The following is a 19808-nucleotide window of genomic DNA, read 5'->3' on the forward strand; positions in this document are numbered from 1 at the left end:
TGGCACGCTGGTGACGATTCTAAGCGAGAAGGGCCGCTCCACGGGGAACAGCCCTTCTCCGCTAATGAACTAGGCACCCAGTTTAATGTTGGCGCCCGGAATCGCTTCGAGTAGTTCCTGGGTGTACGGGTTGCTCGAGTTCTCGAACACCTCATCTGTCGTTGCCGCTTCAACAATGCGGCCACCCTGCATAACGCACACATTGTCTGCCACTAGTCGCACAACGGCGAGGTCGTGAGTGATGAACAGGTACGTGAGGTCAAGCTCCGCCTGCAGCTCTGTGAGGAGGTTCAGCACTTGCCCCTGCACCAGAACGTCGAGTGCAGACACGGCTTCATCAAGCACGAGTACATCTGGCTTGAGGGCTAGCGCACGCGCGATTGCTACCCGCTGGCGCTGGCCGCCCGAAAGCTCACCGGGATAACGGTGACGGGTTGCCTGCGGCAATGACACCTGATCGAGCAATTCGCTCACACGAGTGAAGCGTTCCTTGGTGGTACCTACGCGATGCGCGAGCAGCGGCTCGGCGATCGTGTTTCCCACGCTGTATTGCGGGTCAAGCGAACCGTATGGATCTTGGAACACCGGCTGAACTCGACGACGGAAGTTCAGGAGCTCTTGCCCCTTGATCCCTGCGAGGTCAACGCCGTCGAACTCGATGCTTCCGCTTGTGAGCGACTCCAGTTGCAGAATCAATTTGGCAACCGTCGACTTGCCCGAGCCCGACTCGCCAACCAGGGCTGTTGTTGTGCCCTTCTTGACGCCGAACGAGATGTCGTTAACGGCCAACAACTTGTCTTTGCGGAACCCCTGCTTGCGGATCTCATAAACCTTGGTGATGTTGTTTACCTTGATCAGGTCCGTGGTCGCGGCAGATTCGCGACTCGCAGCACGCGCGATGAGTGCATCATCGAGAGAACCCTGCCCAAAGATGCGCAGATCATTATCGGAACTCTTCTGAGACTTGATCGACTGGATACGACGCGAGGCAAGGCTCGGAGCCGCAGCAACCAGACGCTGCGTGTACGGGTGCTGCGGATTCTCCAGGATCTCGCGGGACGGACCCGACTCAACAACTTTGCCCTTGTACATGACGACGAGTTGCTCCGCACGCTCGGCAGCAAGGCCGAGGTCGTGCGTGATGAACAGCACCGAGGTGCCGTAGTCACGCGTAAGCGTCTGCAAGTGATCCAATATCTGTCGCTGTACAGTCACGTCGAGCGCCGAGGTGGGTTCGTCGGCAATCAGCAGCTTCGGGCGAGCCGAAAGACCGATACCGATGAGAACACGTTGACGCATTCCACCAGAGAACTGGTGCGGGAACTGCTTGAGCCGGTCGGCAGCATCGCTGAGTCCCGCCTCTTTCAGCACCTCGATGGTGCGCTGGCGCGCTTCTTTACCCTGAGCAATGCCGTTGGCCTTGATGGCTTCTTCAACCTGGAACCCGATGCTCCACACCGGGTTCAAGTTCGACATCGGGTCTTGCGGCACATAACCTATCTGGCTTCCACGAACCTCAGAGAACTGAGCATCCGAGAACTGAGTCAGGTCGTTGCCCTCAAACTCGATTGAGCCGCCAAGCACCTTTCCTGTGCCGGGAAGCAGGCCGATCACTGCTTGAGCAGTGGTGGACTTTCCCGAACCAGATTCGCCGACGATGGCAAGCGATTGTCCTTGGTACAGCGTGAGATCGATACCCCGCACTGCCTGCACTACTCCGCGCTGGGTTTCAAAACCAACTTCGAGTCCGCGAATTCTCAGCAGAGGGGCCTCTTCGCTCGATGACGATGATGTCACGGGAACTGTTTCTGGATTGGTCATCGGCGGGCTCTCGCTTCCGGGTCAAGGGCATCGCGAACTACGTCGCCGAACATCAAGAATGCAAGCACCGTAATCGACAGTGCGGCCGATGGCAGCAGCAGCGTTTGCGGGTGCGTGCGAACGGAAACTCGTGCCTGGTTGATGTCGTTACCCCACGACATGATGGTCGACGGAAGGCCGATTCCAAGGAACCCAAGCGTTGCCTCAGCGACGATGAAGATACCGAGCGACACCGTGGCAATAACGATCACCGGTGCGATGGCGTTAGGGATGACGTGACGCACGAGCGTCTTGAAGCGTGAAACTCCGAGCGCGGCAGATGCCATCACATAATCGGAGTTTCGGGCCGAAAGCACCGAACCACGCATGATTCTCGCGATCTGGGGCCACGCAAAGAGCGCGAGAACGAATGACACGCTCAGCGCGTCCCGAACGGGGATAACCGAGATAACAACGATTGCACCGAGAACGGTGGGGATAGCGAAGAATACGTCACCGATGCGCGATACGAATGAGTCGAGGAGCCCACCATAGAAGCCAGCAAGGGCTCCGATGATTCCGCCAAACAGGGTCACCATGATCGTAGTAAGAAGACCGATCGTGACTGATGCCTGAGTCCCAAAAATAATCCGGGAATAGACGTCACAACCTTGCCTCGTGAAGCCGAGCGGATGCCCCGCTTGCGGGTCTCCGTTGCTGAACTTCAGATAACACTCGGTCGGGCTATAGGTCGCAAAGAGCGCAGGGAATGCCGCTACTAACACGATGATCAGGATGAGGACAGAAGAAATCCAGAACATCGGGCGACGACGCATTGACTCCCAGGCGTCTGCCCAAGTGCTGCGCGCTTTACCGGTCTCATCGACTTGGTCGATTTCGGCGACCGGGGTCTCGGCGAGCGAGGCGATGTAGTGGTCTTGGCCGGGCCGTTGACGGCCACTGTTGTTACTTGGCATAACGAATCCTTGGGTCGAGCGAGGCGTAGAGCAAATCGACGAGCAGGTTGGCGAGCACGAAGATGATAACCATCACCGCAACGAACGAGACGACCGTGGGGCCCTCTCCCAATGTGATTGCTCGGTAGACGGTTCCACCGACGCCGTTGATGTTGAAGATTCCCTCGGTGACGATTGCGCCGACCATGAGCGAGCCGATATCGACGCCCAGATAGGTAACAACCGGAACGAGCGAGTTGCGCAGCACGTGCACGGTGACCACTCGACGTCGAGATAGTCCCTTTGCAGTTGCTGTGCGAACAAAGTCAGCACCGAGGTTGTCGGCAACGCTCGCACGGGTCAACCGCACGATGTAGGCAAAGGAAACCGAAGCCAGCACGATTGCAGGCAGAATCAGTTCGCCCCAGGGAGCGTCGCCACTCACCGTCGTTCTTGCCCAACCGAGTTGGATGCCGAAGATGTATTGCAGTACGAAACCCACGACGAAGGTCGGCACCGAGATCAGCAACAGGCTGATGACGAGGGCAGAGGCATCGAACAGCTTGCCCTTGCGAAGACCAGCAACGAGGCCGACGATGATGCCGAAGAAGGCTTCAATGGCGAGTGCCAGCAGCGCGAGGCGAGCTGTGATGGGGAAGGCCTGAGCCATTACATCGGTGACCGATCTGCCGGAGAACGTTGTTCCGAGGTCTCCCTGGAACAGTCCACCGATGTAGAGCAGGTACTGAACGATGAATGGCTTGTCGAGGTTGTACTCAGCCCGGATGGCTTCGATTACGCCAGGAGCTGGTGGGTGGTCTCCGTACAGTGCGGCGATTGGGTCGCCGGGAACTGCGAAGACCATGAAGTAAATCAAGAAGGTGGCGCCGAAAAACACCGGGATCATCTGGAGGAAACGCTTGCCTGCGTACCACAGCATCAGATGGTTCCCTCATTGGAACGGATAAGCATAGGAGTCACAATCGCTGAATGAAGGTACTCAGTGTAATGCCCGGGGCTGAAACGAACCCCGGGCATTACACATTGAGAGTGGAAACTGGGTAAAACTAGGAGCTAATTAGCCCTTGGTTACCTCGTTGTACAGGGGAACAGAGTCCCAACCGAATACAACATTGTCAACAGTTTCTGAGTAGACACCGGTGACGTTCGAGTACCACAGCGGGATCGAAGGAAGGTCGACCAGGAGGATTTCCTGAGCTTCCTGGTACTTCGCCGTTGCTTCTTCTACCGATGATGCGCTTGCACCCTCTGCGAGGACCTTCTCGAACTCGGGGCTCGAGTAGCCTTCCTTGTTCGAGCCAGCGCCATCAACGTAAAGCGGGCCGAGGAAGTTGTACAGCGACGGGTAGTCCGCCTGCCATCCAGCACGCGTTGCACCGGTGAGCGCGTTAGCGTCACGGTCGTTCAGCGCATCCTTGAAGGTGGGGTATGCCTTACCAACGGCCTCGATGCCGAGCGTGTTGCTGATGCTGTTTACCACAGCGTCAACCCAAGCCTGGTGTCCACCATCGGCGTTGTATGCGAGGTCGAACACCGTGTCACCGTAAGGTGCGATCGCGTCAGCTTCAGCCCACAGCTTCTTTGCCTCATCCGGGTTGAAGTCAAGAACTTCAGCGCCAGCGAGGCTGTCGGAGTGACCAGCGATTACTGGCGAGGTGAAGTCGGTTGCCGGAGTGCGGGTGCCCTGGAAGATGACATCCGTGATTTCTGCGCGGTCGATCGACATTGAGATAGCCGCACGACGCAGCGTGCCCTCTTCGCCAGACCAGTGGTCAAGGTAGTAAGGCATGTTGAACGCCTGGAAGATCGCTGCAGGCTGGTTGACCGAGCGACCCGGGAAGTCCGACTCGTAGGTCTCGAATGCGGAGTCTGGGACAGCATCGAGGATGTCGAGGTTGCCACCGAGAGCGTCAGCATATGCAGCATCCTGGCTCGTGTAGAAGATGATCGAGACGCCACCGTTTACGGGCGTGCGAACACCGCTGTAGTCAGGGTTCGTTACCAGGTCGATCTGAACATCGTGCTGCCAAGCGCCTTCGCCATCGAGCATGTACGGACCGTTACCGATCGGGTTCTCACCGAAAGCGTCAAGGTCTTCCCAAGCAGCCTCAGGCAGCGGCATGAATGCCGAGTAGCCGAGACGCAGCGGGAAGTCTGCCTCAGGGTTGATCAGATCAACGGTGAACTCGGTGTCGCTAACGACCTCAAGCCCGGTCAGTTCTGAGTCTTCGTCGTAGCTGAAGCCTTCGATGTTGTCGAAGAAGTACGAAGAGCTCTGCGCGTTGCTGAGCAGGGCGCCGTATTGCCATGCCTTGACGAACGAGTCTGAGGTTACGGGCTCACCGTTGGTGAACTCCCATCCCTCGTTGAGCGTAACCGTCCAGGTTTGTCCATCTTCGGACTCGATGGATTTCGCAACTTCATTCTCTACATCGCCATCGGCGGTGTAAGAAACGAGACCAGCGAAGATCGAAGTAATGACCTTGCCGCCGCCAGTTTCGGTGGTGTTCGTGGGAATGAGCGACTGCTGTGGCTCACTACCGTTGGTGGTGATGATCGCGGAAGTGTCGCCGTCGGCCGGTGCCTCGGTGGCCGCGCAACCCGCAAGCGCGAGCGCTGAGGCTGACAGCAGCGCGACCGCGCTGAAGCCTATGCGTGATCTTTTCAATGTTTCCTCCTGTGCAGAATTTGCAAACGGTACGGAATTTTTGGCGCCGCACCGCGCGTGATAGTTCACACCCTAAACGGGGGGATGCCCCATTCAAAACTGTAAAGCCAAACGTTACACACTGGTAACGCCCGTGAAGATTATGTGCGGAGATTGCAGCATTTTCGCGCACAAACCGCGGCTGACAGCAGAATACTGCGCAAAGTCTCCACGCTTATCGCCCAGCATTGTGAGTTAACATCGTCCTATGGCTGCCACAAGCTCTTCGCTCACCCCAGACAATCGGGTGCTCATCTTCGACGGAGACTGCGCATTCTGCAGCCTGTGGGTTGAGAGGCTTCGCGCCATCCTCCCCGCGTTTCCGACAAGCACACCGTGGCAATGGATCGATCTCGACGACCACGCGCTCACTCGTGACGATGTCGAGAAAGCCGCCTGGTTCGTAACCCCCACTCGACAATTTGCCGGTCACCTCGCATTCTCCGCACTCTTGCGAAGCCAGCCAACCATCGGATGGCGCTTTCTTGGCCACCTCATCGCCACCGAGCCATTCAGTTCGCTAAGTGCGCTTGCCTACCGTTTTGTTGCCCGATATCGCCACCGCCTTCCAGGGGGAACGCCCGCCTGCGCAATGCGCCGCCCCGAGTGACCGCGTCTCCCCCACTCGCGCACTCGCGGGGCAGACTGTGGGCAGAAATCTCGATCGTGCTCGCGCTGTCTCTTGGGGCATCCGCAATTTATTCAGTCGTATCGATCACGAATCGACTCACCCGGGTTGAACCGCTCTCCCAGCAGACAGCAACGCTCAATTCCTCGTTGAGCCCTCGGCCAACCTTTGATTTGATCTACCAAGTCCTGGGGATAACTTTCGACCTCGCCCCGGTGGCACTTGTAGCGTTCCTGCTGTGGAACGCAACGAGGCCGCGGCTGGCTCGACTCGGCGTCGATTTCACGCGCCCCACGCGCGATGCTCTGAGCGGTGTCGCGCTGGCTCTAGTCATCGGGATTCCCGGCATCGTGGTGTACCTCGTGGGCCGCAGCCTGGGTGTCACGGTGAACGTCGTCCCCGCGGCGCTCGATCAATACTGGTGGACAGTTCCCGTGCTGCTGCTTTCAGCTTTACGCGCCGGCATCACCGAAGAAATTATCGTGATCGGCTACCTCTACGCGCGACTCGGCGATCTGGGGTGGGGCCGCTGGCAGATCATCTTCTCGACGGCCATTTTGCGCGGCACCTACCACCTCTACCAAGGCATCGGTGCGTTCATCGGTAATGCCGCGATGGGGCTTCTCTTCGGCTGGCTGTACACGCGCTATCGCAGAGTTCTCCCGCTCGTCATCGCACACACGCTCATTGATGCTGCTATTTTCGTGGGCTACGGCTGGGCCGCCGTGACCTTCCCCGAACTCTTCGGACCACGCGGAACCCCCGAGTAATGCAGCGCCCTCGACGGTGCACCCGTCGCCCGATTTTCGCCTCCTCGACCTCCCCGCTGCGCCGGTCGACACTGTGACTACATTTCTTGCCGCACCCATAGCACTAGCTATAGTGAGGAATTAGCGCCAGAGAAGGCGAATATCGACAAAGGAGTCGACATGAGTGTGATCCGCCGAGACGTCGTCATCATCGGTGCCGGAGTTGCCGGGCTCACTGCTGCCAACGACCTCAAGAAGGCTGGCCTATCGGTCGCCGTTCTGGAAGCTCGCGACCGTGCCGGCGGACGGTTGTGGACTGATGTGATTGACGGTGCGATGCTTGAGTTGGGCGGGCAATGGGTGTCGCCCGACCAAGACGCACTCATCCAGACAATCGCAGAGTTAGGGCTCAAAACCTTCGACCGCTACCGCACAGGCGACAGCGTCTATCTGGATAAGTCGGGCACACTCACGCGCTTCACTGGGGATATCTTCCCCGTACCGGTCGCGACCGAGAAAGTTATCGTCGACCTGATCGACCGCCTCGATGAGATGGTCGCGCAAGTAGACCCTGACCGCCCCTGGGAATACGCGGAAGCGGAGGCGATGGACAAGATCTCGTTTGAAGCGTGGCTCTATGAGCAGACTGACAACAAAGAAGCTGTCGACAACATCGCGATGTTTATCGCTGGCGCCATGCTGACGAAACCTCCCCACGCGTTTTCGACACTTCAGGCGCTGCTGATGGCCGCCAGTGCTGGCAGCTTCAGCCACCTCGTCGATGCTGATTTCATTCTCGACAAGCGAGTAGTCGGCGGACTCCAGCAGGTTCCGCTGCTACTCGCCGAGCAGCTCGGCGATGATGTCTTCCTCTCGCAGCCAGTACGCGCCCTCGAATGGGGACCGGATGGCGTCACCGCCGTGGCAGACGGCATGACAGTGCACGCCCGTTTCGCGATCGTCGCACTCGCTCCAGTGCTATATAACCGCATTTCTTTCGTCCCACCCATGCCTCGCCGCAAGCATCAGATGTATCAGCACCTATCGATGGGCTTCGTCATCAAAGTGCACGCCGTTTACGAGACCCCGTTCTGGCGAGACAACGGCCTTTCCGGCACTGCGTTCAGCCCGTACGAGATCGTGCACGAAGCGTACGACAACACCAACCACGATGATCCCCACGGAACCCTCGTCGGGTTTGTATCCGACCTGCACGCCGACGACGCGCTCACTCTCTCCGCTGCCGAGCGTAAAGACCGCATCCTCGAATCGCTGTCGCACTACTACGGGCCCGAAGCGAAGAGCCCGATCGTCTACTACGAAAGCGATTGGGGCACCGAGGAATGGACTCGAGGCGCCTACGCCGCGAGCTTTGATCTCGGTGGGCTTTCGCGGTACGGCAACGACCTGCGCACGCCCGTCGGCCCAATCCACTTCGCCTGCAGCGACATCGCTGGCGCCGGCTATCAGCACGTTGACGGAGCGATACGCATGGGCCGTATCGTGGCCGACGACATCACTAACGAAGCCCACGCCTAAAAGGGCTCTATCGTGTTCGGAGCCCACGGCTACCTCACATGACTAGGCTGCGGCATGGCTCGCCGGTGAATGCTGCGCCTATACCTTCCCGCAGCCATGAAGCGTAGAGTGTGCGCCATGTCGCAGGAGATATCTTTCGAGACGGTTGATTCTGAACAGGTCGCGGGCATTGCGTTCTCGACCACGCTGGCAACCCTGTCCACCGATCTCGACGCCACCATCAACCGGCTCTTTCATCAACTCTCCGACACCGGTGTGACACCACACGGCCCCGTGATTGTTGTGTACACCGATGAGATGCGCACCGATTCCCGCTGGAAGTGCGAAGTCTGCACGCCAATCACCAGGGCAATTAGCGGGCATCCGGTGCTGATCACGCACGAATTGCCCGGCGGCCTCGTCGCCACCGTCACCCACACTGGTCCTTACAACGGGCTGAAAGCGACGTACGACCAGATCTTCGACTGGTTCACCGCGTACGGCCACACCTACGCCGGACCGCCGCGCGAAATCTACCTCAACAGCCCAGCAGAAGTAGCAGACGACGAACTGCTTACGCGAATCGAGTTCCCTTGCGTCGCCAGCATCCGCAGTACAAACCCACGGATGCCGGCGACAGCATGACCTGCTAGCCAACTGGTTAGTGCGCGAACGCCTCAATCGGCGGGCACGAGCACAGCAGGTTGCGGTCGCCGAATGCGTTGTCGACGCGCCGAACCGGTGGCCAGTACTTGCCCGAGACGAGCGAGCGCAACGGATACACAGCTTGTTCACGCGAGTATGCGTGCTGCCAGTCACTCGACACCACTGACTGCGCCGTGTGCGGAGCATTGATGAGGGGGTTGTCATCGGCAGGCCACGTTCCAGCTGCGACAGCATCCGCTTCGTCCTTGATAGCAATCATCGCGTCGATAAAGCGGTCGAGCTCAGCAAGGTCTTCGCTCTCGGTGGGTTCCACCATGAGTGTGCCCGATACCGGGAACGACATCGTTGGTGCGTGGAAGCCGTAGTCGATGAGACGCTTGGCGACATCGTTGTTGTCGATGCCGGTCGCCTCTTTGAGCGGACGCAGATCGAGAATGCACTCGTGAGCAACAAGTCCGTTATCTCCCGCATACAGCACCGGGTAGTGCTCGCGCAGGCGCACCGCGATGTAGTTTGCGGAGAGGACTGCAGCACCGGTTGCCGCCTTAAGGCCAGCTGAACCCATCATGCGCACGTACGCCCACGTGATGGGCAAAATGCTTGGGCTGCCATACGGCGCAGCGCTGACCGCTCCCCCGGCGTGAACATAAGGCCCTGCTTCACCGGTCTGCATGTCGAATGCCGGATGCTGCTGGCTCTGCGCCATCGGATGTCCGGGCAAGAACTCGGCGAGGTGTGCTTTCGCTACAACCGGCCCCACACCCGGTCCGCCACCACCGTGAGGGATGCAGAAGGTTTTGTGCAGATTGAGGTGGCTGACGTCGCCACCGAAGTCACCGAACCGCGCGTAACCGAGGAGGGCGTTGAGGTTGGCGCCGTCAACATAAACCTGTCCACCGGCGTCGTGCACGGCCTGCGTAATTTCGCGCACTTCATGCTCGTACACCCCGTGGGTCGAAGGGTAGGTGATCATGAGGGCGGCGATTTCACTCGCGTGCTCGGCAATCTTGGCGCGCAAGTCACCAAGGTCAACGTTGCCGAGTTCGTCGCAGGCCACGACCACAACCCGCATTCCGGCGAGGGTCGCGCTGGCAGCGTTAGTGCCGTGAGCGCTCGACGGGATGAGGCAGATCGTGCGCTCCACATCGCCGTTGGCGCGGTGGTAGCCGCGAATCGCGAGGAGTCCCGCAAGCTCGCCTTGGCTGCCGGCGTTGGGCTGCAGCGAGGCAGTGTCATAACCGGTGACCTCGGTAAGCCACGATTCAAGGTGCGAAATCATCACCAGGTAGCCAGAAACGTCTTCCGCCGGGGCGAAGGGGTGGATGCCCGCAAACTCTGGCCAGCTCACCGCTTCCATCTCGGTCGCAGCGTTGAGCTTCATCGTGCACGAGCCCAATGGGATCATGCCGCGGTCCAGCGCATAATCCTTATCGGCGAGGTACTTGAGGTAGCGCATCATGCTCGTCTCCGAGCGGTGCGTGTTGAACACCGGGTGAGTGAGGTACTCGCTCGTGCGTTCGAGGGCTTCAGGGACGCTGGTGTCTTCACCCACATAGCTGAAGAAGCCAGGAGCCAGTCCGAAAGCCGCCGCAAGGTCGTTCTCCTGCGCCGCAAAAATACCCTCGTAGGGCTGCGTCGAGACTTCATCGAAGCTCAGACGCACGGTGTCGGCATCCACCACATGAAGAAGGATGTTGAGCTCGAGGGCCTGCGCAGCGATCGCGTGAGCCTGCCCAGGCTTCGTCACCGAAAGGGTGTCAAAGAAAGTCTCGTTCTCGATCGTGTAGCCCGCGGCGCGCAAACGTTCTGCGAAATTGACGGTGTCGTGGTGGATGCGCTGAGCGATCCGCTTGAGTCCCTGCGGACCGTGGTAGACGGCATACATGGATGCCATAACCGCCAGCAAAACCTGGGCGGTACAGATATTGGAGGTCGCCTTTTCGCGGCGAATGTGCTGCTCACGAGCTTGCAAGGAGAGACGGTACGCGGGGTCACCCGCCGCATCCTGCGACACGCCAACGAGGCGGCCGGGCAGCTGGCGTTCGAGACCTTTACGCACCGACATGTAGCCGGCGTGCGGTCCGCCGAAGCCCATCGGAACGCCAAAACGTTGCGTGGTTCCCACAGCAACATCTGCGCCGAGTTCGCCGGGTGACTTCAGGATAGTGAGAGCGAGCAAGTCGGCCGCGACAACCGCGAGCCCCCCGTGAGCCTTGACCGCAGCGATGACGTCGCTGGAATCCCAGACTCGGCCCGACGCACCCGGGTACTGGATGAGTGCGCCAAAGCATTCGGGCAGCTCAGGGTTCGCACCCAGTGTTGCTAGGTCGAGTTCAACAAGCTCAATCCCGACCGCCTCCGCGCGATTCGCGAGCAGAGCCTTGGTTTGCGGAAGAGTGTCTGCATCCACGATGAACACATTCGACTCCACGCGGGCAGCACGACGAGCGAGCAACATTCCCTCGACAGCAGAAGTGCCCTCGTCGAGCATCGACGCGTTCGTGGTGGTCATCCCGGCAAGGTCAGCAACCATTGTCTGAAAGTTGATCAGCGCTTCAAGGCGACCCTGTGAGATTTCGGGTTGGTACGGCGTGTATGCCGTGTACCAGCTCGGGTTCTCGAGCACGTTGCGCTTGATGACGGCCGGCGTGATGGTGTCGTAGTAGCCGAGACCGATCATGCTGCGGCGAACCTTGTTCGCGCCAGCGAGGGCGCGGAGTTCGGCGAGCGCCTGCCGCTCCGAGGCGGGAGCCGGGATCGTGGAATTCACGACAGGAGTCTGGTGGATTGCGGGCGGAACTGCGGCATCCACGAGCGATTCGAGGCTGTCGTAGCCGACGGCGGCGAGCATCGCGCTCTGGGCCTCAGCGTCCGTGCCGATGTGGCGGTCGGCGAAGGTGCCGCTGACGAAAGGATTGGGCATTATTCGCCCGTCAATGCGGTGTATTCGTCGAGGCTCAGCATCGACGGCAGGTCGGCAAATTCGATCTTCACGAGCCAGCCTTCACCGAAGGGGTCACTGTTGACAAGCTCGGGGCTGTCAGCAACAGCGTCGTTCGCTTCGACGACGGTGCCAGCGACCGGAGCGAAGAGTTCGCCCACCGACTTGGTCGATTCGATCTCGCCGACAATCTTGCCGACAGCGACGATGTCTCCCACCTTGGGCAGGTCAACGAACACGATGTCGCCCAGCTTGCCCGCGGCGAAGTCGGTGATTCCGACGGTCGCAACGTTTCCGTCAACCAGCACCCACTCGTGCTCGGCGGTGTACTGCAATTCGCTCTTCTCAGCCATGATCAGGCCTCTCTCTTATAGAAGGGTAGGGATACAACGGATGCAGCAATACGGCTGCCCCGCACATCAATGTGAAGCTCGGTGCCAACCTCGCTCACGTCAGGGTCGACGTAGGCCATGGCGATCGGGTGCCCCAGAGTGGGCGAGAGTGCGCCGGAGGTGATGACTCCGACTTCGGCGTCACCGTGGTAAATCAGGTAGTCGGCGCGACCAGCACGGCGACCTTCTGCGGCGAGACCGACAAGAACGCGAGCTCCAGCATCCGGGCCCACTTCGATTGCCGCACGGCCAACAAAGTCACCCTCCTTGCTGAGGGCAACGACGCGACCAAGCCCGGCCTGCACCGGGAAGGTGCTGAGGTTCAATTCGTGACCGTACAGCGGCATGCCCGCTTCGAGGCGAAGAGTGTCGCGGCAGGCGAGACCGGCGGGCACGAGGCCGAGCGGTTCGCCGGCAACCGTGAGCGCTGCCCAGAGGTCGGCTGCGGCCCCCACGTGAATGTACAGTTCGAAACCGTCTTCGCCGGTGTACCCGGTGCGGCCGATGATGAGGTCGTGGCCGGCAAAGGTGGCAGCGGTTTCGCGATAGTACTTGAGTTCATCAAGCGGTGTCGCGAAGTCTGTGAGGCCTTCAGTTGCTTCAAGGATGGCCCGCGATACCGGTCCCTGCACGGCAATGAGGGCGTAGTCGTCGCTCTCGTCGGTGACCGTGACAGCGAAGTCTGCAGCGCGCTCGGCGAGAGCGGTGGCTGCGGCGAAACGGTTACCCGCGTTCGCCACCACCAAGAAATGTTCGTCAGCGAGGCGGTAGGTGACGAGGTCGTCGATGATTCCGCCGGCCTCATTGAGCAGGAGACTGTACTTCGCTTGCGCGAGAGCAATGCCCGAGAGCTTGCCCGCGAGTGCGTAGTCGAGAAAGGCGCCAGCCTCGGCACCCCGTACGTGGATCTCAGCCATATGCGAGATGTCAAAAATACCTGCGGCTGTGCGCACGGCATGATGCTCAGAGAGGTCGGAGCTGTACCGCACCGGCATCATCCAGCCAGCAAAGTCGGTGAATGACGCGCCAAGCTGTTCGTGGATGCTGTGCAGCGGTGAGTACCTCACCGCAGCAGGTGAAGAGTCGGCGGATGAAGCTGTAGTCGTTGATTCATCGGTCACGGAGTTCTCCTGGCGCGTGGCTAGTGGATAGAACTCCCCCTCTGTGATGAGCCTGAGAGCTTCACGCACCTTCAAGCTAGTGCGCTTTCACCGTCGGCGGAACCTCATGGTGATGCGAGATTCTCTTTCCAGAGTGGCCAGTGCGGTGCGGTACATGAACCTGAGAGATTGGCGGGGAGGCTTGCTCCTTCGGTGCCGTGCTCCGCGTTCGATCACCGGGTGGTGACAAACGCCGGGGCCCGGCTCTCCCGCATCGTTTTGCGGCCCGATGTTCAGTTGTTAGCTCAGCATACCAATCCCCAACGTGTGCAGGCTTACAGCAGGGCCGAGCTGAGCAGCAGACTCGTCTCGCTGTTGACGACACCGTCAACATTGCGCATGCGGGCGAGCACCCGGTCAAAGTTGCTGAGGCTGTCGGTGCGGATGTCTGCCACCAGATCCCAGGCGCCGTTGGTGGTGTGAAGTTCGTGGATCTCTGGCAGCCCTCGCAGCTTGCCGATCACGGCATCCGTAGACCGCCCCTCTACCTCGATAAAAGAGATTGCCCGGATGAAGGATGGATCACGATCTTCGCGAATACGCACCGAAAACCCCAGCACTGTTCCGCCGCTCACGAGGCGGTCAATGCGGCTGGTGACGGTGGCTCTGGTGACATCGAGGCGGCGCGCCAGACTCGCGATCGACTCACGCCCGTCGGCCCTGAGGGCTGCGAGAAGGCGACGGTCGAGATCATCCAATTGAGCCATGCACAAAGTGTATAGGAACGCTCTCAATTATGCTCAGTTGTTGTCAACTAATCGCGTCTAATGGTTGTTGTCGGTGCATAGTGCATATTCGTAACGTGGGGACTAGCCATACTGCAACGAAGGGAGTGACCGTGGTCAACTACGTAGACGTCAACAACATGAGGCGCTGGATTTCTGACACTGGAATCGAGCCAATCATTATGGGCATTGTGGGCTACCTTGAGCAGGATTATGCCAAGTGGCCGCAGTTCGACAAGTCCCCGCGCGTTGCTGCACATTCCCCCGAGGGTGTTATCGAACTCATGCCCACGAGCGACGGCGAAACGTATGCATTCAAGTACGTCAATGGCCACCCCTCGAACCCGGGCAACGGTTTTCAGACCGTTACCGCTCTCGGCATGCTCGCGCGCGTCGACAACGGTTACCCCACTTTCCTTTCTGAGATGACACTGCTCACCGCGTTGCGCACCGCCGCAACTTCGGTGCTCGCGGCCCGCGCTCTTGCTCGCCCCGATTCCCGTGTGCTCGCCCTCATCGGCACCGGCACCCAATCCGAGTTCCAGGCACTCGGGTTCCGCGCCGGCCTCGGTATCACTCAGCTTCGTGCTTGGGACACCGACCCCGCAGCGCTCGACAAGTTCATTCGTAACGTTGAGCCGCTCGGTTTTCAGGTCGTGCGCGCAACCTCCGCTGCGGATGCGGTTGCTGGCGCAGACATCGTCACCACCTGCACCGCAGACAAGACGGATGCAACAATCCTTACAGCAGACATGATCGAACCCGGAATGCACCTTAACGCGATCGGTGGCGACTGCCCAGGCAAGACTGAACTCGAGGCCGCGATCGTGAGGAACGCGACAGTGTTCGTAGAGTTCCCCGAGCAAACCCGCATCGAGGGAGAGATCCAGCAGCTCGAAGCTGACTCCCCCATCACCGAACTGTGGGAGGTGCTGGCAGGAATGGCTGCCGGTCGCACATCAGCGAGTGAAGTTACTCTTTTCGACTCGGTCGGATTCGCGATCGAAGACTTCTCGGCCCTGCGCTACGTGTTTGATTCTGTTCGGGGCACCGACTACGCAACGGACCTTGACCTCATTGCCGAACCATCCGACCCCAAGGACCTGTTCTCGCTCGTGTCGCGCGCACCCGTGCTAACCGCATAGGCGTTCGGTGAGCGTTCAGGCCCCTTCGGCCGCAGTACTAATCCGACCGCACCTGTTCACCCCGAACAGCCAGACGGCCGGCGACAACGCATTCCAGTCGACCGATCCCACGCGCACCCCGGATGAGATTGCTCGCGCCGCGTATGCCGAGTCCACGATGGTCGCAGAAACGTTGCGCGACGCTGGCGTGAACATCCATGTCTTTGAGGACACGGAGAGCACCCGACCTGACAGTGTGTTCCCCAATAACTGGTTCTCGACACACAGCGGCGGGCGCGTGGCCGTGTATCCGATGTACGCTCCGAATCGCCGCACCGAGCGACGCACCGATGTGGTTGAGATGCTCAAGCATGATTTTCGCGTGCAGGATGTGGTCGACTATTCGGGGCTGGAGCACGACGGTATCTACCTGGAGGGCACGGGGGCGATGGTCATCGACCACACGAACCGCGTCGCTTATGCTGCAGAATCGCACCGCGCAAACCCTCTCGCGCTGGAACGGTTCTGTGCCTCGTTCGGCTATGAGCCGATGATGTTCGAGGCGCGAGATAGCCACGGGGTGCCGATTTATCACACCAATGTGATGATGTGCATTGGGACAGATTTTGCGATGATCGGGCTCGACTTGATTGCCTCTGGTGATCGTCGTATGGAGATTGCGGAGCGCTTGACGGAACCTGGCCGCACTCTAATCGATTTGACTGCCGATCAGATTGGAAACTTTGCCGGCAACGCTTTGGAATTGCGCGGGTCGAACGGTCGAATCTTGGCGTTATCTAGTCGCGCGTTGAAGAGCCTCACGGCTGCTCAGCGTTCGGTAATTGAGCAGAGTTGCCAGGTTGTGCCGTTGGATATTCCGACGATTGAGTTGGCTGGTGGATCGGTGCGCTGCATGGTTGCGGGCATCCACCTTGATCGTCGTTCCCGCATGGCTGCCGACGTTGCTGCTGGTGTTCCCGCTGCCGGTACCACCGAAGCAGCACCGACAGCTGGCGCCTAGCTGTTCTGTGGCGCAGTCGGGTCCCTCCGACTGCGCCACAGATCCCAGTGCAGTGCGACGCTAGGGCGACGCGGCGTGCTGGGCTGTCGCTAACTGCAGTTCGGGCGGCAGTCGCGCTGGGACAACGCCTCGAGCATCACAGTGCTGAGCTCGGTGGGGTTGTTTGCTTGGTAGGCGGTTCCGCCAGTCGCTTGCGCGATTTTGCGCATCGCTTCGACGTCGGTATCCGGGCCGATTCCGACGAGCACTACGGGTACCGGCTCGTCGGTGTCTTTGTCGATCATGGAAGTGAGTTTGTCGAGCAGTTGCTGCAGCGAAATTCCGTTGTCGTCTTCGTTGCGGCCGTCAGTGATGAGCATCACCGAGTTAACCTTGTCTGGGTTGTAGGCTTCGCGCACGTGGGTGACTGCCGCGAGCACGGTGTCGTTGAGCCCGGTGTAGCCGTTGATGCGTGAAGGTAACGAGTCGATGATGGCCTGCAGATTGTTGACGTGTTCGGGGTCGTTCATGGAACGGATGCCCGCGACGTCTTCCCAGTCCTCGACGCCAACGCGCTCTTTGGAGAACAGCCACATGCCAAGTTCATCGTCTTCGGAGAGCGTGCTGAAGGCATCCTCTGCCGAGTTTTGGAACATCTCGATGCGGCGCTGACCATCCCAGGCTCGCTCGAGCATGGAGCCCGAAACATCGACGACGGTGAGGATGCGCGAGCGAAGGTTGAGTGCGTTCCAGTTGCGCAGGATCGACACCATCTCATCAGTGTCTCCCATCGATCTGGTTTGGGTTGGAGCGGCGATGACGCCGGAGGCAAGGATCTCTCCCCCGCCAGCGTTGTCGCGAAACCCTTCGGCGTTGAGCACTTGGTCGGAGCCACGAACTAGTTTTGCGAACCCCTCAAGCAACGAGGCACGATTAGTTTCTGCTTCGGCGAGGACGGCGCGTTCTTCGTCTGTCATCCGCGACTCTTCGAGTGCTGAGACTGATGAGTTGGCAACAAGGATGAAGGGATAGGTGAGCGCTGCTGTTCCCTCGGAGGGGTAGAGAGCTACGAGCGGTTCCTCAGGCTTCGACGCATTGTGCGCGACGATCTCTCGCTCGGTTGCAAGAGCGACCATGCGAGAGTCTGAGATGTGAAGCTCAGTGAAGGCTGCTTGTGTCGAGTCGGGGATGGATCGGCCGAGATTTATGAGTGCGCGGTCGAAATCGGCGGGGTCACCGGCGGTAGCCAGATCATCAAGCGTTGCGAGAGCGATCATACTGGCGGCGGAAACTTGTGGATCGGGCAGGAGCGTGCGGTAGCGCCCGGCGAGCATGGCACCCCATCCGACTTCAGTGGCCTCAAATTCGGCAACCTTGACGGCGGGTGTCGCGAACACGAGAGGGCTCGACGCGATCGAGTCCCATTCTTGCGTTGCGGGAACTTCGCGGCCGAGTGACACAGCAGTGCTTTCAACCCGGTTGAGCCATAGGGGTGAGTCAGGAATCCACGCATCGGCACCAGTAGAGGTGCCCGAAGCGAGCAGGGCTGCGGTATCAGCGGAACGCTGCGTAACGACCTTCGCCGACAAACACTTGCCGACATGCTCGGCGTTGTAGGCATTGGCGACGGTCTGCACTGTCGACGAGATAGTGGGATCGGCAACGACAACGAGTTCGGTTGCGTTCGGGCATCCGAAAGTCTGGGCGACAAAGTCGTCGAGCTTGTTTTGCGCGGCCAGCGCCACAAGCGCGCCCCCACCGGCGAGCGACAGGGTGAGCAGGGTGGCAAGGGCGGGCATGCTTATGCGGATAAGCCAGGATTTAAGCGTTCTGGAACGGTGGCGGGGTCGGGACACAGGGACTCCATCGATCACGGGTGCTACTCGGCTTCGGGGGAACCGAGGGTTCACCCCCTTTCAGGGGCAATGCACGATAGTGGCACGAAATCGCACCCCTAAAACGGTTGTCCACAGGTTATTTTCCGACTTTGCGATTGTGCCGGGCCGCCTGGGGTCGCTACGGGCGTAGCGAGACAGCGACGGATTGGCCCGCAGTTCCGCGTACTTTTTGTGCGAGTCGGATCGCAGCGTACTTGGCACCATACTTTTTTTGGAGTGCGGCATGCATCGCACCTAAAGTCTCGGCATCCTCGTGAACCGCTGCCGTCGCTGTCACCGTTAAGGCGCCATCAAGGACATTGCCGCGCATGTCACAGGGGGTCAGCTCTACGCGAATCGTGTGCCGGATGCGCTTCACCTTGCCCGAGGTCGGCGCAGTAGTGACGAGCAGTCGATCGCCCGCGGCGACAATCCACACCGGCGTCGCCACGGCATCCCCTGACTTGCGGAATGTGGTGAGCGAGACGTAGGTCGCCTCGGCGAGCGCAAAAAGGTCATGAGAAGTCATCGTTCCATTATGGCTGGCATACATCCCTGCGATTCCCCCAATAGCCTGTGCGCGCTGCGCCCCGAGGAGTACTGTGGCGCCATGGATGTCATGACATGGTTGTTAGACTCCGACCCGGCAATTCGTTGGCAAGTGCTTCGAGACCTGATGGATGCACCTGCCGAGGCCGTCAGCGCGGAACGCTCCCGGGTGGCAACCTCCGGGAGTGGTGCGCGGGTGCTTGACCTTCAGGGTGCCGATGGCCAATGGGAGGGCGGCGCCTACTTCCCTGAACACGACGATCAGCCTGGGCAACCATGGACGGCGACCGCATTCAGCCTGCAGTTTTTGCGCGAGCTGGGCATTGATCCTGTGGATTCACGTGTGCAGGGTGCTGTCGAACGCGTGCGGGAGAACAGCCACTGGGAGTACGACGGTTCACGCTTCTTCGACGGTGAAGTCGAGCCGTGCATCAACGGACTGACCGTCGGCATCGGTGCGTATTTTGGTATGCGCGTTGAGGGGATTGTCGAGCGGCTGCTTGGCGAACAAATGGCCGATGGCGGTTGGAATTGCGAAGCCGAGAACGGTTCTGTGCGCAGCTCGTTTCATACCACCCTCGCGGTGCTCGACGGGTTGCGCGAATATGAAGATGCCGTTGACGGCAATGATGCGGTAACGGTGGCGCGTCTGCGTGGTCACGAGTACCTCCTCGACCGTTACCTCATGCGTCGGCTGAGCACCGGCGGGCTCATCAACGAGCAGTGGCTGCAATTCTCGTTTCCTCCGCGCTGGCACTACGACGTGCTGAGCGCACTGGACTACTTTCGGGCATCCCGCACAAGCTATGACCCCCGAATGGATGAAGCGCTCGCCGTTGTTGAAAGCAAGCGCGGCACGGATGGGCGTTGGTTGCTCGAGAACACCCACCCCGGCAGCGTGCACCTCGAAATGGAAGATGGCGACGGCAAGCCGAGCCGCTGGAACACTTTGCGGGCGTTGAGAGTGCTGCGGTCGTTTGGGCGGTCCTGAGAGG

Annotated in this window: 17 protein-coding genes and 1 riboswitch; of the genes, 7 read left to right on the forward strand and 10 right to left on the reverse strand. The window is 59.9% G+C overall.

Going from position 1 to position 19808, the window contains the following annotated elements; translation table 11 throughout:
• Positions 1-69: 69 nt before the first annotated feature.
• The 4 genes from AADH44_RS09645 to AADH44_RS09660 form a co-directional block, all read right to left on the reverse strand.
• On the reverse strand, positions 70-1821 hold the full coding sequence (locus AADH44_RS09645) for an ABC transporter ATP-binding protein (protein ID WP_341952589.1): 1752 nt from the start codon (positions 1819-1821) through the stop codon (positions 70-72).
• Positions 1818-2777, reverse strand: coding sequence for an ABC transporter permease (locus AADH44_RS09650; RefSeq protein WP_341952590.1), 960 nt, complete (start codon positions 2775-2777; stop codon positions 1818-1820). Before AADH44_RS09650 ends, AADH44_RS09645 begins: the two co-directional genes overlap by 4 nt.
• The gene (locus AADH44_RS09655; protein ID WP_341952591.1) at positions 2767-3696 is read right to left on the reverse strand and encodes an ABC transporter permease; all 930 of its coding nucleotides are present in this window, start codon (positions 3694-3696) and stop codon (positions 2767-2769) included. Before AADH44_RS09655 ends, AADH44_RS09650 begins: the two co-directional genes overlap by 11 nt.
• A 138-nt stretch (positions 3697-3834) precedes the next feature.
• On the reverse strand, positions 3835-5445 hold the full coding sequence (locus AADH44_RS09660) for an ABC transporter substrate-binding protein (RefSeq protein ID WP_341952592.1): 1611 nt from the start codon (positions 5443-5445) through the stop codon (positions 3835-3837).
• Positions 5446-5692: 247 nt separating this feature from the next.
• On the opposite strand from AADH44_RS09660, the gene AADH44_RS09665 reads away from it, so the two are divergent.
• The 4 genes from AADH44_RS09665 (at position 5693) to AADH44_RS09680 (ending at position 9024) form a co-directional block, all read left to right on the forward strand.
• Positions 5693-6094, forward strand: a complete 402-nt coding sequence (locus AADH44_RS09665; RefSeq protein ID WP_341952593.1) for a DCC1-like thiol-disulfide oxidoreductase family protein — start codon at positions 5693-5695, stop codon at positions 6092-6094.
• Positions 6091-6882: a CPBP family intramembrane glutamic endopeptidase gene (locus tag AADH44_RS09670; protein ID WP_341952594.1), complete on the forward strand. Its 792-nt coding sequence runs from the start codon at positions 6091-6093 to the stop codon at positions 6880-6882. Before AADH44_RS09665 ends, AADH44_RS09670 begins: the two co-directional genes overlap by 4 nt.
• 159 nt (positions 6883-7041) lie before the next feature.
• A complete protein-coding gene (locus AADH44_RS09675) occupies positions 7042-8400 on the forward strand; it encodes an NAD(P)/FAD-dependent oxidoreductase (protein ID WP_341952595.1) in 1359 nt (452 codons plus the stop codon).
• A gap of 117 nt (positions 8401-8517) precedes the next feature.
• Positions 8518-9024, forward strand: coding sequence for a GyrI-like domain-containing protein (locus AADH44_RS09680; protein WP_341952596.1), 507 nt, complete (start codon positions 8518-8520; stop codon positions 9022-9024).
• Positions 9025-9040: 16 nt separating this feature from the next.
• Here AADH44_RS09680 and gcvP read toward each other — a convergent pair whose 3' ends face one another.
• From gcvP to AADH44_RS09700, 4 genes are all read right to left on the reverse strand, one after another.
• Positions 9041-11968 (reverse strand): aminomethyl-transferring glycine dehydrogenase, encoded by a 2928-nt coding sequence (gene gcvP, locus AADH44_RS09685; protein ID WP_341952597.1) that lies wholly within the window; start codon positions 11966-11968, stop codon positions 9041-9043.
• Positions 11968-12339: a glycine cleavage system protein GcvH gene (gene gcvH, locus AADH44_RS09690; RefSeq protein ID WP_341952598.1), complete on the reverse strand. Its 372-nt coding sequence runs from the start codon at positions 12337-12339 to the stop codon at positions 11968-11970. Before gcvH ends, gcvP begins: the two co-directional genes overlap by 1 nt.
• Before the next feature lie 2 nt (positions 12340-12341).
• The gene (gene gcvT / locus AADH44_RS09695) at positions 12342-13499 is read right to left on the reverse strand and encodes a glycine cleavage system aminomethyltransferase GcvT (protein WP_341952600.1); all 1158 of its coding nucleotides are present in this window, start codon (positions 13497-13499) and stop codon (positions 12342-12344) included.
• A gap of 138 nt (positions 13500-13637) precedes the next feature.
• Positions 13638-13760, reverse strand: a riboswitch (glycine riboswitch).
• Between the two features lie 53 nt (positions 13761-13813).
• Positions 13814-14245, reverse strand: coding sequence for an Lrp/AsnC family transcriptional regulator (locus AADH44_RS09700; RefSeq protein WP_341952601.1), 432 nt, complete (start codon positions 14243-14245; stop codon positions 13814-13816).
• A gap of 131 nt (positions 14246-14376) precedes the next feature.
• Between AADH44_RS09700 and AADH44_RS09705 the strand changes: the two genes are divergently transcribed.
• Positions 14377-15408, forward strand: a complete 1032-nt coding sequence (locus tag AADH44_RS09705) for an ornithine cyclodeaminase (RefSeq protein WP_341952602.1) — start codon at positions 14377-14379, stop codon at positions 15406-15408.
• A 7-nt stretch (positions 15409-15415) separates the two neighbouring features.
• Positions 15416-16408, forward strand: coding sequence for an arginine deiminase-related protein (locus AADH44_RS09710; RefSeq protein WP_341952603.1), 993 nt, complete (start codon positions 15416-15418; stop codon positions 16406-16408).
• A gap of 89 nt (positions 16409-16497) precedes the next feature.
• On the opposite strand, the gene AADH44_RS09715 is transcribed toward AADH44_RS09710, so the two are convergent.
• Positions 16498-18186: a VWA domain-containing protein gene (locus AADH44_RS09715; RefSeq protein ID WP_341952604.1), complete on the reverse strand. Its 1689-nt coding sequence runs from the start codon at positions 18184-18186 to the stop codon at positions 16498-16500.
• A 217-nt stretch (positions 18187-18403) separates the two neighbouring features.
• Positions 18404-18793, reverse strand: a complete 390-nt coding sequence (locus AADH44_RS09720; RefSeq protein ID WP_341952605.1) for a PPOX class F420-dependent oxidoreductase — start codon at positions 18791-18793, stop codon at positions 18404-18406.
• Between the two features lie 81 nt (positions 18794-18874).
• On the opposite strand from AADH44_RS09720, the gene AADH44_RS09725 reads away from it, so the two are divergent.
• A complete protein-coding gene (locus AADH44_RS09725; RefSeq protein WP_341952606.1) occupies positions 18875-19804 on the forward strand; it encodes a hypothetical protein in 930 nt (309 codons plus the stop codon).
• The last annotated feature ends 4 nt before the right edge of the window (positions 19805-19808 follow it).

Source organism: Salinibacterium sp. TMP30, assembly GCF_038397785.1.
Classification (GTDB): domain Bacteria; phylum Actinomycetota; class Actinomycetes; order Actinomycetales; family Microbacteriaceae; genus Rhodoglobus.